This is a genomic window from Leptospira andrefontaineae, from assembly GCF_004770105.1.
Taxonomy (GTDB): Bacteria; Spirochaetota; Leptospiria; order Leptospirales; family Leptospiraceae; genus Leptospira_B; species Leptospira_B andrefontaineae.
Genome location: NZ_RQEY01000019.1, coordinates 151,003 through 163,767, shown reverse-complemented (window position 1 = coordinate 163,767; position 12,765 = coordinate 151,003). Strand labels below are relative to the sequence as shown.

13 protein-coding genes and 1 riboswitch are annotated in these 12,765 nt (G+C 39.4%); of the genes, 3 read left to right on the top strand and 10 right to left on the bottom strand.

The window, feature by feature from the left end; genetic code table 11:
- Positions 1–4: 4 nt before the first annotated feature.
- The 3 genes from EHO65_RS14855 to EHO65_RS14845 form a co-directional block, all read right to left on the bottom strand.
- Positions 5–931 (bottom strand): alpha/beta hydrolase, encoded by a 927-nt coding sequence (locus tag EHO65_RS14855; protein ID WP_135775361.1) that lies wholly within the window; start codon positions 929–931, stop codon positions 5–7.
- 14 nt (positions 932–945) lie between these two features.
- Entirely contained in the window at positions 946–2,010 is a 1,065-nt protein-coding gene (locus EHO65_RS14850; RefSeq protein WP_135775360.1) for an alpha/beta fold hydrolase, read from the bottom strand.
- 78 nt (positions 2,011–2,088) lie between these two features.
- Positions 2,089–2,793, bottom strand: coding sequence for a fatty acid desaturase CarF family protein (locus EHO65_RS14845; RefSeq protein ID WP_208744102.1), 705 nt, complete (start codon positions 2,791–2,793; stop codon positions 2,089–2,091).
- 233 nt (positions 2,794–3,026) lie between these two features.
- Here EHO65_RS14845 and EHO65_RS14840 point away from each other — a divergent pair, with 233 nt between their 5' ends.
- Positions 3,027–5,411 (top strand): sensor histidine kinase, encoded by a 2,385-nt coding sequence (locus EHO65_RS14840; RefSeq protein ID WP_135775691.1) that lies wholly within the window; start codon positions 3,027–3,029, stop codon positions 5,409–5,411.
- Here the strand turns inward: EHO65_RS14840 and msrA are convergent.
- Entirely contained in the window at positions 5,405–5,935 is a 531-nt protein-coding gene (gene msrA / locus EHO65_RS14835; RefSeq protein ID WP_135775358.1) for a peptide-methionine (S)-S-oxide reductase MsrA, read from the bottom strand. The genes EHO65_RS14840 and msrA overlap by 7 nt on opposite strands.
- 119 nt (positions 5,936–6,054) lie before the next feature.
- On the opposite strand from msrA, the gene EHO65_RS14830 reads away from it, so the two are divergent.
- The gene (locus tag EHO65_RS14830; protein ID WP_135775357.1) at positions 6,055–6,492 is read left to right on the top strand and encodes a DUF1564 family protein; all 438 of its coding nucleotides are present in this window, start codon (positions 6,055–6,057) and stop codon (positions 6,490–6,492) included.
- 7 nt (positions 6,493–6,499) lie between these two features.
- On the opposite strand, the gene EHO65_RS14825 is transcribed toward EHO65_RS14830, so the two are convergent.
- The 6 genes from EHO65_RS14825 to EHO65_RS14800 form a co-directional block, all read right to left on the bottom strand.
- A complete protein-coding gene (locus EHO65_RS14825; protein WP_135775356.1) occupies positions 6,500–6,925 on the bottom strand; it encodes a cyclic nucleotide-binding domain-containing protein in 426 nt (141 codons plus the stop codon).
- 1 nt (position 6,926) lies between these two features.
- On the bottom strand, positions 6,927–7,460 hold the full coding sequence (locus EHO65_RS14820; protein WP_135775355.1) for a Crp/Fnr family transcriptional regulator: 534 nt from the start codon (positions 7,458–7,460) through the stop codon (positions 6,927–6,929).
- 99 nt (positions 7,461–7,559) lie between these two features.
- Positions 7,560–8,084 carry a hypothetical protein gene (locus EHO65_RS14815; protein ID WP_135775354.1) on the bottom strand — a complete coding sequence of 175 codons (525 nt, stop codon included), beginning with the start codon at positions 8,082–8,084 and terminating at the stop codon, positions 7,560–7,562.
- Positions 8,085–8,271: 187 nt separating this feature from the next.
- On the bottom strand, positions 8,272–8,979 hold the full coding sequence (locus EHO65_RS14810) for a universal stress protein (protein WP_135775353.1): 708 nt from the start codon (positions 8,977–8,979) through the stop codon (positions 8,272–8,274).
- 92 nt (positions 8,980–9,071) lie between these two features.
- A riboswitch (cyclic di-AMP (ydaO/yuaA leader) is annotated at positions 9,072–9,201 on the bottom strand.
- 142 nt (positions 9,202–9,343) lie between these two features.
- Positions 9,344–9,658, bottom strand: coding sequence for a pyrimidine/purine nucleoside phosphorylase (ppnP, locus tag EHO65_RS14805; protein ID WP_135775352.1), 315 nt, complete (start codon positions 9,656–9,658; stop codon positions 9,344–9,346).
- A gap of 62 nt (positions 9,659–9,720) precedes the next feature.
- Entirely contained in the window at positions 9,721–11,415 is a 1,695-nt protein-coding gene (locus EHO65_RS14800) for a methyl-accepting chemotaxis protein (RefSeq protein WP_135775351.1), read from the bottom strand.
- A 301-nt stretch (positions 11,416–11,716) separates the two neighbouring features.
- Here EHO65_RS14800 and hrcA point away from each other — a divergent pair, with 301 nt between their 5' ends.
- Positions 11,717–12,745, top strand: coding sequence for a heat-inducible transcriptional repressor HrcA (gene hrcA / locus EHO65_RS14795; protein WP_135628164.1), 1,029 nt, complete (start codon positions 11,717–11,719; stop codon positions 12,743–12,745).
- Positions 12,746–12,765 lie beyond the last annotated feature (20 nt).

Genomic DNA, 12,765 nt, shown 5'->3' with positions numbered 1-12,765 from the left:
TGTATTACTCTCCCTTCTTCTTAGCTAACCAATCTGCTATCTTCTGATAAATATCCGAAGGAGCGGACTCGTGTGCGAATAAAGAAAGATGATCGTAATCTATTTTTCCACCATTGTCTCGTCCTGCTTCGAAGAATTGAGTGAATCCTCTTTTTCTGCGATAAACCGGGTGAATAGATTCAGAAGTTGCGATATTGTCTAACTTACCTGCAACAAATAGAGTCGGAAAATCCATTAACTCGAAGTCTGCCCAAACTTTCGGATTTTCTTCCAATGAAGGAAGATAATTCCATAATGTTTGGTAAAGATATAATGTAGTTGGGTTATCTTCGTCTAAAGAAATAAATCTGGAACAGAAACTATCCTTATTCTTGCAAGAATTGGATAGGTCTGTTCCGAATCGTTTCTCTTTTTTCATATCATCTATGAAACTGTCGTTGTACTTATAATCCATTCCGGTTCCCAGAAAGAAAACCTTAGAAATTGCAGGATCTTTTTTGGATCGGATATAATGAAGGATCGCCTGGCCTCCTACTGAGACCCCACCTAAAATATAATCTTTACGATTGCTTAAACCTTGGACCTGAGATACAGCTTGAGGGATCAGCTTTTCTCCCACTTCTTTCAGATCTAGTCCAGGATAAACTTCAAAATGTAAAAGGAAAACAGAGAATCCATTTCCGCTTAATACTCCGATCAGTCCGTTATAATCTCCCAGATACAAAGACTTTTTATTAATAAGAATTGGGTCCAGAAGCAGAATAGGCGGATAGTCGGAACTATGTTTTAAAAAGTTAGTAAGATAAACGTTAGATGCTATATTTGCAGTTTGATTTTTGAAAGCTTCTTCCGTGATTACCGCATATCTAGTGCAGGAGAAAAACAGAAAAATGGAAAATAAGAAGAATATGATTTTATTTTTGAATTTCATTTTATGATCCGAAATTAATTTCTTTTGTTTAGCCAATGGATGATTGTTGGAAACACTTCATCATCCGCCTTCTTCCCTACAACTAGGTCAGTATGGCCATAGTCTTCTGAAAAACCTTTTCCTTTAGAAAGTACGAATAAGGTTTTATCAGTGGAACCTAACTGGTCATAAACATATCTGAGAGAATATGTGAATCCTAATTTGTCCCTTCTGCCCGCGACTAATAGAACAGGGATCTTAATATTTCCGAAACCTTGTGTATAGATAAGTTTACCATCTTCCGAACGGAATTGTCCTGTCTCTACGATCTTATCCATCTGCCTTGCCTCTCTCTTGGAAACTGTTGCGATGGAGTCAGTAAAGACCCCGGACACAATTTTAGGTTCTATATTCGGTGCATGCCAGAATACTTCTTCGAAACTTCTTTTAGGAAAGATTGGGAGTCCTGTTCCACCTCTGACTCCGGACCAAGTTTCTGTAGGAACTGCAGGCCATAAATTTAATGCCCATGTAAAGCTGGACCATAATTTTAAAGCATCCGATGGAGGATCCATGATTGCAGGAGAACCGATCGCTACGAAGTTCGCCACTCTGTTCTCTCCTAAACTTCCAAGTCTTGCGTATTGGAGCATTCCTCCCATACTATGACCGATCCAGTTTACCTTTTCTTTGCCAGTAGCTTTGAGGACATATTGGATAGCTGCATCCGCATCTTGTTTTATGTAATCATCGATGGAATAATCAAAAGTTTTATCTCCCCAGAATAAGGAAGGAGATCCTGCTTCTTGTTTTCCTCTTAACTCTAAAAGCCAAACATCGTAACCTTCTTTTTGAAGATGTGCTACTATGGATGACTTTTCATTGATCTTAAGATAGATCCGATTCGCTATGAATCCGTGACAAAGTATCACAGGATATTTTTTATTAGCGGTTCCTTGCAGAGGAGGGAAATGTTCGAGAGTGATGTCCCAACCATCAGAGGTTTTAGGATGAAGGATCTCTCCCTTTAGCGCGATATTCGCCGAACAAGAAACGATTAGCGGAACGCATACGAAGAATGCGAAAAGAAAACGAAGCATACCCGCGATCCTCCTCTTTGCCGAAATGGAATCAAGGAAAATTCAAAACTAAATTTGAAGTAAAGAACGATGTTCGTACTAACTGATACGCAGAAAACTTAGAAAGGAGTCCACTGACTTCTTCACAATTGGAAAGAATCGGATCTTATGAAGTAGCGGATTCCACCAACCTGTAGTGATACAAAAATATGTATCGTACGGAGCCGTATGATGTATTTTATGATGCTCTGGAGAAAGTATCCAACGCTTTTTCTGCATATATTGAATGAGTTTGTTCGGCTTGTCCTGGTGGGCCCATTTATGGATCTGATTAGTGAAGAAGATCCCGATCAGAACAAGTATCCAAAATGTTCTGGCCCAAGGAAAAATCCCACTCTCCAACGGAGCGAAAAAACAATAGAGAAGAATGGGAAGGGACACTAGACAATTATTCCCGTTAGTCTCCACGAAATCATGTCGGGTGATACCTTTTGGATCCACATGATGATCTCTAAAGGGAAAAATAAAAGCGGGTCCTATATAAGGAGTGAATTCGTTTCCGAAACTATCCCCTAAAAAATGAACAAAGCCGGAAAGAAAGTCGGCAGTAATATAAGCTAAGAATAAGAGAGCTGCAAGTCCGGATAAGAAAATCCAGGGAGAATCCTGGAAAGCTGACCTAGATAATATTCCGAACTCATACAGACATAGTCCGGAAAAAACTAAGAATAAGAAGATACTTAGAACTTCCACGAGCCTGTGGATCTTAAAAGGAGAAGGGAATAAAATTTTCAGGAAGTTCATGGTTCTCATTTACACCCTAGGTTCTGGTTTGCAAAATTTTTTTAACCTGATCTGTTAGTCAGGTTAAAAAAAGGTTCCTTTAGAAACCGATACATAAGAGATAAATCGGTTAAAAATTTAGATATTTCGGATTAACGAAATGTTCTCGCACCCTTGAATTTTATTCGGATTTTTAAATCCCGCTTTTCAATCTCGCGTAAGAAATTCTTATTTGAATGTCCACGGCATTAGGTATGATTCTGCAACGTCTTAAAAGATCAATTTATCCTCCATTATCCGCCGACCCTGAAAAAGACGTTTCAATCAAACTTCTTTATGGTCTGATGTATGTCACCTTCACTGTTGCGGTCTTATATAGGATCATTCATCCTCTCATTTCTGAAAAACCTAAGAACGTATATTATTCTTTCTATATTATTCCAACTGCAGTGATCATTTGCCATCTTCTCGCTAAATCGGGAAGGGTTAAACTGGGCGCAAATATCATGATCTTCCTGCAATGGTTGGCACTTTGTATCGTGTCTATGAGAGAAGGTGGAGTTTACGCCACATCGTTTTCCCAGTTTATGATCATTATAGTGCTAGCTTCTTTAGTCTTAGGACAAGGTGGAGCATTATTCTATGCACTTCTTTCCTTCTGCACAGGACTCTTAAGTATTTATTTAAAATCTAGAGGGATGATACCGGCTCCAAATTTTCCTACAGGAGAATGGTCTGCATTTATAGGAAATTCAGTAGGCTTTTTTATGTCCTGGATCCTGATGAAATTCGGTCTATCAGGATTATCTAAAATACGAGAAGAATTATCTAGAGCACAGATCCACGCCAAGTTAGGTGGGGTTACTTTGAATTTAGAGACTAAGGAAGTAACCTTAACTAAAGAATATCGTATCATGCTTGGAGATAAAACCGCTAAAGGATCCATAACAATGCTAATGGATCAGTTTATAGCAAAATACGTAGAAGGAGATGATAAGGAAAGGATAGTATCTGCCCTTATAGAAGGAGCAAAACATTTTAATGATCCTTCTTACTCTACCGAATTTATTTTTAGAGCCAAGGGGGATGATGGGAAAACCAGATATATTTTGGCCAAAGGTAAATATAAGGATTCCATAATGGGTTATGGAACCGGCCAAGATATTACCGAAAAACATATCGCGGGTGAAGAGATCAAGGCCAGCCAGGAATTATTTTCCAAAGTATTCAAATTAAGTCCGTATGCTACTTCTATTTCTAATTATGAAGATGGAAGATATGTTGATATCAATGATGGTTTTACAGAATTACTCGGTTTTACGAGAGAAGAAGCGATCGGACGTACTAGTGTGGAGCTTGGAATTTGGTTAACTTCTGAAGAAAGGGAGTATTTCAAAGAAAAGATCAAGAAAGACGGATTTTTATACAATGAAGAAGTAACATTTAGAGCCAAAGATGGAAGTTATATCCAAGTAGAATTTTCAACACGATTCACTGTGATCGATGGAGAAAAACGAATGATCAATATGGTAAAAGATGTTTCTTCTAAAAAAGAAGCGGCAGAATTGAGAGTCTTGAATAACGAGATCTCTTCTCAGAATGAATTGATCGCAAAACAAAAAGCAGAATTAGAATCCACACTTGAGTATCTTCAAAAAACCCAAAATCAATTGATACTTTCCGAAAAGATGGCCTCACTCGGACAGTTGGTTGCCGGGATCGCACATGAGATCAATAATCCGATCGGAGTGATCCGAGCTGCCAATGAATCTGTAAAAAACCATTTTGATCGTGTATTAGATAGAATGCAAGAAGCGGCTTCCGTCTTAGAAAATCTGGGTAACGAAGCGAAGATTGAATTCCAAACCTTATTAAAGAAGGGAAGAGCTTACCAAGAAATCATTCCTCCTAAAGAAGTAAGGGCTAAAACTAAAATTTTAGAAGCCAGATTGAAGGAATTTGGAATTTCAGAAGCTAGAAATATAGCGGAAGGTTTGGTAGAAGCGGGATTAGAAGCTGCATTAGAAGATTTCCCGAAATTATTCATCGGAGAAAAGATCCAACAAGTCATTCAATATGCATTGGATGAGATCCAAGCAAGTAGAAGTTCTAAATTGGTTGATATGTCCGTAGACAGGACTTCTAAGATCGTATACGCGTTAAAGAACTTCTCCCATTTCAGTAATGGAGGGCCAAAAGCTCCCGTAGATATTAGAGAAAGTATAGATACAGTTCTTACTATCTACCAAAACCAATTAAAGTCCGGAATAGAGATCATCAAAGAATACGATGCTGGAATTCCGGTCGTTCCAGGATATTCGGATGATTTGTTACATGTATGGACCAATCTCATCTATAATGCAGCGCAAGCGATGGGTTTCAAAGGGATACTAAAAATAAATGTAGGTTCTGGAGGAGGAAAAGATCATATTTGTGTTCGGATTTCGGATAACGGACCTGGCATACCGGAAACAATCCAAGAGAGAATTTTCGAACCATTCTTCACGACCAAAGCTCCTGGAGAAGGTTCCGGACTTGGATTAGATATAGTAAAACGTATCGTGGAAAACCACGGAGGATCTATCGGATTCGAAACTTCCCCCAAAGGTACTGCGTTCTTAGTGACTTTGCCTCAGTGAGTTTTCTTTTTCAGGAATTTTTCTATCTTAGGACGGATCACGTAATGACAGTAGGGCTGTGCTGGATTTAGCCTGAAATAATTTTGGTGATAATTCTCTGCAGGGAAAAACTTTTCTAAGGCTACAATCTCTGTCACAATAGGAGAAGCAAACTTAGGTCCGGCATCTGATCTGGAAGCTTCCGCAATTTCCTTTTGAGTTTGGTTTTCGTACAGGATAATACTTCTGTACTGAGGGCCTTCGTCATTGCCTTGTTTGTTCCTTGTAGTAGGATCGTGTGCTTCCCAAAAAATTTCTAAAATGTTTTTGTAAGAGATTTTGTTTGGATCGAATCCAACTCGGATCACTTCTGCATGCCCGGTAAGCCCGGTACAAATTGATTTATAATTTGGCGCAGGATCATGCCCACCGGCATAACCGGAGACAATAGACTCAACACCATCCACTAACTGGTAGATAGCTTCGACGCACCAAAAACATCCTCCACCTAAAATTGCGTATTCCAGATCTTTTTGCTCCGACATTCCATTCCTCCTTTCTTATTAGATTTGATTCAGGCCGGAAAGTCGAATCACGGAAACATTTTTCTGAATTTATTCCTAAAAAACGTGAGCATCGAGTACTGACTGGGACCGGGACGAGTATGAAGTTGAAACTAATATTAAACCCCAAACCGATCAAAAGTAAATCTTGGAAGGCAAAATCTCCCAGGGAATCTATGCCGGTCTGCACCCTGATCCTACCTGATAAGTTGTATAAAAATTATCTGAAAAACTGGAATGGATCCAGACCGGGAGCAACATGTCTGAAGGATTTGTTAGAACTATACGGTCCGGATCTACAATTCCAAGAGAAGTTGAACCCTGACTCCGCATTGATGATGTATCAAAAAAAGGAAGAAGGTAGGCGGAAGGAATGGAATCGTCTGAATTTCAGGCCCGATCTGGAAGATTGGAATCTATTGGGAAACTATGCAAGGAAACACGGAGTTTCAAAGTGTTACTTATTTACGTTTTTATTAAGTAGATATTTTTCGGATACTCCTTCTCCTGAGGTTTCTAAAAAGAAGAAGGTTGCCTGATCGGAATTTAATCCTTGCTACGGATCGGATGGATAGGTTGTCCTGAACTTAATTTTGAGATTTCATCTTCTACAGAAACTAATCTATGGATCGTAGTATTGAGAAGGATCGAAAAAAATTTAGGATTTGTTTGTCCGATCCTATAGAACATTTCCTGATCCAAGATACCAATCTTTGCCTTTTCGGTGATTACTCTTGCAGTTGCTGCTCGAGGCACATTATTAATTAATGCGATCTCTCCGAAAAAAGCTCCAGGTTCCAAATTTCGGATCACTCTCTCTTCTCCGTCATAAGACTTTCTGATCTCAAGAGCGCCCGTAAATACGAAATACATCATTCCGTTAGAAGGATCTTTCTCTTTAAAAACATCTTCTCCGGCAAGATAGGTTTTAACGGATACGTTATTAATGAATTCTAAAATATTAATTCCCATTTTATGATTCCTTGTTTACTGCTGCTGGAACTTCTTCTTGAATCGTTTCAGAGTCTGTTGTTTCGGGAGTTTCTGAGACTGCTGTTCCATTTTCTGCAACGGGTTCTCCAGTCGGTTTGGACTCTTCTTCTTTTTTATGGATCTCTGTATAAAGAGCTTCCAATTTCATTTCTGCTCTATTCAATTTTTCGAAAGTGTTTTTAAGAAGTAAGAGAAGGAATTGAGGACTTGTTTTTTCTAGTTTTTCGAAGACACCCTTGTTCAGGACTCCCACTTTAGCAGAAGGAGAAAGAACTTGGACCGACATTGCTCTGGCTCTTCCGGAAATCAAAGCGATCTCTCCGAAAAATTCTCCAGGAAACACTTCTTTGATGGATTTGTCTCCGGCTTCCGGACGATTCTTGCTGACCTTTAAATGCCCTTGGAAAAGGAAATACATGTTTCCGTCGGATTCTTCTCCTTCTTTGAAGATGAGGGAATCTTTGGGATATACCCGGGTGAAGACGCTATGAACGAAATCCAGAATGGTCGGCATTTAATTTAAGACGGGAAAAAGTCTTTAGATCCGACGGGATCCGATTTTTTTCAAAAATCGTTTTTAACGATCCGTTCTAAAATACAGTCCGACCAGGTTTCAGTCAAATCCGTCCAAACTTGCCAACGTTAGAAAAGAGAGCATAAAACTTATATAAACTACAATTTGAAATGCTGCGGTAGAGATAAGATAAATAGATCTGAATTTTATACCAATCTTTCTGATCAGATAGTTTTCCCAGCTTGCAACAAAGATTATAGGAACAGCCATTAGAAGTTCCGGAGTACCTATATCTGCCTTAAAAAAACTTCCAAGCTTGGAGCCGAGCAGAAATAAGGCCAGGCTCGCAATGCTGAAAAGTAAAGCTTTAGCACTTCCGAAACCTTCTTGCGCTTCTGAAAATTTTTCTAAGAATAAATTTCGAAAGAAAGCTAGTCCTGCATTATATAAAACTAATACAGTAATTACTAACCAGATCAGTCCTATTATTTCCGTATTCGTAGCGGATGCTTGGCTTCTCTCTGTGGGAGAAGAATAAGTCATCACGAAAATGAATATCGATATTGCGGAAACTATGGATAGAATGAAGAGGATTAGAACGGGATTTAAAATTTTAGACTTCAAGTGCGCCTTCCGGTTTCGGAAAGGATGTAAGTCTCTATATTTTCAGCAAGGAAAAGATAATATTATATAGAAAGACCGCCTACTTTAAGTAAGGCGATAAGTGCAAATAACGCTTCTATGACAGAACTCTTATTCAAAAAAAAACTTATACGTAGAGTATAAGTTTTCTTAAACTTAAGTTTGAATTTCAGATCCCTTTTCTTAAAATTAGAAAAGAGAGTCCTTGCCTATCCAATAAAACCGAATGAAATGATTTATAGGTGCTGTAATCCAAAATCGCCAGGTTCTTGGTTTGGTCAGCGGCGGCGTTCAGGGAGAATGGGATCCAAGGTTTGAATTGATTGGTTTGATTTAGCCCAAACTCGGATTGGTTCACACCTGAAAGAACAGGGATCGGTTTTTCTATAAAAGTAGAAAGTCCGGAAGAGAATGGAAATAGAGGAGCGGAATCCAAACCTGGAGAGTAGATGATAGGCTCGATTGGAGCCAGAAGTCCATTATCTGCCAGAACTGCAATATCAAGTTCGGATAAATGCCTAAGCACATCTCCTACTTTTCCTCCTAACAGATCATCGGAGAATAAAGAGCGCGCCGCACCTAATAATAGTAAATCGACCTCTTTACTTTTTGCAATCTCCACAATTCCTGGAACGATCCAGTCGGATGGAAATCCCACGGTTTCAAAACTGAATTCGGAACCGGCGGCTTCTTCTCTAACTGCTTGGAAAATTTCATCTTCTTCTAATATAGGAAATCCTTCCGATTTGGATTCCACTGAAACGACATGTAACGCTACTATGGAAAGATTTTCTTTCGATTTAGAGAATAGGGCCCTTGTTAGCCCGAAAAGTTTTGCCCCCATTTTGGGATTAGCAAACGAAATTAGAACTTTCATTTTCGCCTCCTAGGTTATAATTCCCCCGGAACTATTTCACTAGATGAAAAAATCCCAGGGTCAGAATGAGCCGGGAAGATTGGAAGAAACTCCTGTCTTCTCTCCATGCTTACGAAGTTAGCTGACGGGCTAGGAAAGAGAGATTTCCCCCGTAAGAAACGGTTAGCCCCAAAAAATTGGTTCCTCCGTTCCGACTTCTGTCGGATTAAGCAGACTCAAGGAGGGAAGTGTAGCTAGAAAAATGAATTTGTCAAGTAGTAGATTGAAGTGTTTATAGACTGACTTCAATACAAGAGAGATATAGGTTTAGATTTTTTAGTAGCCATCCTTTTCCTAAAAGCCGAGTTTCCTCGGCTTTGCTAAATTATTTAATATAGGAACAGCAATAATCGCTTAGTGTTTTAACGTTCAGTTTGAATTTGGAATTTGCAGGAACTTCAAAAGATTGACCACCTTTGATTTCCTTCCAGTCAGGATTTCCAGGTAGTTGGACTAAAAGATCTCCATCTAGAATTTCCATAATTTCTTTATCATCAGTTCCAAACTCGTACTCTCCGGGCATTAAAATACCCAGTGTCTTTTTTTCTCCATTGGAGAATAATACGGTTCTGCTGGTAACCTTACCCTCAAAGTATACGTTTGCTTTTTTAATTATTGTTACGTTCTCGAATTGTTGCATTATAGAATCAAGCTCCGAAACTAAAATTTAGTACGGAGCTTAGAACGATACCAAATAATTTCTTATTTGGAGGTCAACCAACGCATTCCTTCTTCTCTAGATGGAGTATTGATCAGATCAATATTCCCTGCTTTTAAAGATTTAGTATCGATCGATAGTTCTGAAAGTACTGACTGAGGGATCACGATTGCGATCTTCTTCAAAGGAGAAGCCATTGCTTTTGGGAACCAAGTTTCGTTTACCCAAGTTTGCGCTTCTGCAGAAACGATTCCCATATTAGAAGTGTCTGCCATCCATCTAGTAACTTTGAATTCATTCACAAGTTCCAAACCTTTCTCCAACATTTCCCGATACCCTTCGTAACTGAAATTTTCTGTCCAAACAATCTCTACCAGATCATGTTTTTTAACATAATATAGTTTTCCGATCGCTGCCGTGAATTTGAGATCGTGAGTTTTGGAATCCAGGATCTTTTCCGCTACCTTTGCCTTGGAAGCAATTTGGAACATTCCTACTGTATTTCCGAGTTTGTTTGCAGTATTAGAGATCCCTAAAATTCTTTCCGCTAAGGTATCGCTATTCTCCGAGTTATTCACAGCAAGAGCACTAATAGAAGAAACCGAATCCACAACTTCCCTCGTTGCTGTATTATGCTCAGTTACCGCGTTTCGGATCTCATCGGAACGTTTGAATACGAAATCAGCTTCTTTTAATACTGAATTTCTAAGTTCTTGTTGGGAATTGACCGCGGCTCTAACTTCCGTAATCTGTGCGGACATTCTGTCGATGGTTTCTATAATTTCTTGGATCTCTTTTGTGGTGATCTGGATTCTTTCTAAACCTTGGGACATATCATCTTGGTTTTTTTTCACCAATTCATTTATACTTCTTACGCTCAGAGCTGTTCTTTCTGCAAGTTTGGAGACTTCGTCCGCAACTACTGCAAAACCTCTTCCTGCTTCACCTGCTCTTGCAGCTTCGATAGACGCGTTAAGTGCTAGCATATTGATTTTTTCACTGATATCTGCGATATTTCCGATCGTCTTAGTGATCTCTTTGGAACTTTTAGAAAGGTTGTCTATGGCCTGCCCCATATAAGTTAAAGATTGGGAACCCTTCTCCGCACGTTTAGAAATATCTTCGAAGGAAACTAAAGTCTCGTCTACTTGGCCTTTTGTTTTTTCGATTGCGGAAGAAAGTTTTTCTACTTCCGAAACCAAATTGCTCATGCTGCTTGCGTTCTCCCCTGCAATGGAAGAGATAGAAGTTGCCACTCCCGAAATTTCTTCGATTGATGCGGAAACTTCTTCTGTTGCCGCCGACTGGGATTGGATATTGGAGCCGAAGTCTAAAACTACAGTTCTCATTTCTCCTGAATCTGTAGAAAGTGTTTCCGCAGTATTTCTGATAAGTCCGATCAACTCTGATTGGCCTTGTAACATTCTATGAAAACTTTCGTAAAAATCAAAAAGTAGATCTTTTGAATTTGTTTCGATTCTCGCAGTTAGATCTCCTTTACTCACCTTCTTAAATGAATCCTGTATGGTTTGGAATGTGCTAGCAAGCCAGGTGCCTGAAAAAACTCCCATACATAGAGAAAAGAAAACTCCAACTCCGGCAGAGATAGAAACTGCGAATCCGATTTTCTCTACAGGAAGAATTCCTAAAAAGGCGAATGTTCCGAGTACGGAACCTAGAACCAAAGAGGTGAAAATCGAGTAAGATATAAAATAGTATAATCTGAGTTTGAATAACATTGGGATTCCTTTCCGTATAGGACGGAGATCTTTTTTTGGAACCTATTCTAAGTCAGTCTTAAATTGAAAATAGATTCGAAGCCGACGGAACTTCTTCTTTTTGTTTAGAAAGTATTTACGCAGAAGTTCCGTTGTATAGAAATCAAATTTATATCCCTTAAGGGATATTTTTCGTTTATTTTTTCTGTCAACCGGACACTGGGACTGCTTAAAATCCAAAATTCTTGACTTTTTTAGAATATTACGGAAACTTGAGAGGTGCTTTAGCACTCTAAGTTGCAGAGTGCCAATAAGAGAAGATATGGAACTATCCCAAAGACATAGGATGATCCTGAAAGCCACGGTGGACGAGTTTATCCAAGAGAACCGTCCGGTTGGCTCTAAAACTTTATTCGACAAACATGATATAGGTTTGTCCCCGGCTTCTATACGTACGGTTCTTAAGGAACTGGAAGAGATGGGTTATCTTGCTTCTCGTCATACTTCTGGGGGAAGGATCCCTACAGAGATAGGCTATCGATTCTATGTGGATTCTTTAGTGGTCCTTTATGAGTTAACCATTAAGGAAAAACAAAGGATCCAGGAAGAATACCTGAAAATGCAGTTCAAGTTAGATCAAATCTTGAAGGCGACTGCAAGTGTTCTAGCGAGTCTTTCTAATTCGGCGGGAGTGGTTCTTGGACCGGCCAAAAGTTTGGACACTCTCAAACATGTGGAATTGATCCATGTTCATGGGGACGAGGTCCTGATGATTATGGTGATGCGATCCGGAGCGGTTCTGAACCGGAGCGTGTTCTTGGATAGAAATTATAGCCAAGAAGAATTGTATCAGATCTCAAAGTATCTGAACGATAACGCAAAAGGTTATGATATGTTCGAGATCCAGGAGAAGGTGATCCCTTCCCTGTTGTTGAGAAAGGATGGACCATTAGATTTTTATAAAGTGTCCGGAGTGATCTCTGCTGCGATGACACCTGATAATTCAGAAGTGTCTTTGTATATCGATGGTCTCAAGAATTTATACGGAAGATTTAAGGACGAAGAGGAAAAACTCAACCAGGTTCTTTCCCTACTGGATGATAAAAGATTCCTCACCGGGATGTTCGGGGATTATCCTGAGCATGACGGAGTGTATACCGTCATAGGAAAGGACGGAGACGGAAGAATGGGCGGAGTGAGTATCATCACTTCCGGATATCGAATGGGAGAAAAACGGATAGGCGCTATGGGGATCATAGGTCCTCAGAGGATGGATTATCATAGAGCACTTCCACTTGTTGATTTTACTTCGAAACTGGTTTCGGAGATGATCACGCGTATTAGTAAGTAGTAATGAACCATGCAAGGAAA

What these genes read in the sequence shown, in the direction of transcription:
- EHO65_RS14810 (WP_135775353.1), bottom strand. Translation starts at nt 8,979, where the DNA reads ATGAAAGTTCTAATTTCGTTTGCTAATCCCAAAATGGGGGCAAAACTT.
- EHO65_RS14840 (WP_135775691.1), top strand. Translation starts at nt 3,027, where the DNA reads ATGATTCTGCAACGTCTTAAAAGATCAATTTATCCTCCATTATCCGCC.
- EHO65_RS14845 (WP_208744102.1), bottom strand. Translation starts at nt 2,793, where the DNA reads ATGAACTTCCTGAAAATTTTATTCCCTTCTCCTTTTAAGATCCACAGG.
- EHO65_RS14825 (WP_135775356.1), bottom strand. Translation starts at nt 6,925, where the DNA reads ATGGGAATTAATATTTTAGAATTCATTAATAACGTATCCGTTAAAACC.
- EHO65_RS14855 (WP_135775361.1), bottom strand. Translation starts at nt 931, where the DNA reads ATGAAATTCAAAAATAAAATCATATTCTTCTTATTTTCCATTTTTCTG.
- EHO65_RS14850 (WP_135775360.1), bottom strand. Translation starts at nt 2,010, where the DNA reads ATGCTTCGTTTTCTTTTCGCATTCTTCGTATGCGTTCCGCTAATCGTT.
- ppnP (WP_135775352.1), bottom strand. Translation starts at nt 9,658, where the DNA reads ATGCAACAATTCGAGAACGTAACAATAATTAAAAAAGCAAACGTATAC.
- EHO65_RS14800 (WP_135775351.1), bottom strand. Translation starts at nt 11,415, where the DNA reads ATGTTATTCAAACTCAGATTATACTATTTTATATCTTACTCGATTTTC.
- msrA (WP_135775358.1), bottom strand. Translation starts at nt 5,935, where the DNA reads ATGTCGGAGCAAAAAGATCTGGAATACGCAATTTTAGGTGGAGGATGT.
- EHO65_RS14820 (WP_135775355.1), bottom strand. Translation starts at nt 7,460, where the DNA reads ATGCCGACCATTCTGGATTTCGTTCATAGCGTCTTCACCCGGGTATAT.
- hrcA (WP_135628164.1), top strand. Translation starts at nt 11,717, where the DNA reads ATGGAACTATCCCAAAGACATAGGATGATCCTGAAAGCCACGGTGGAC.
- EHO65_RS14830 (WP_135775357.1), top strand. Translation starts at nt 6,055, where the DNA reads ATGAAGTTGAAACTAATATTAAACCCCAAACCGATCAAAAGTAAATCT.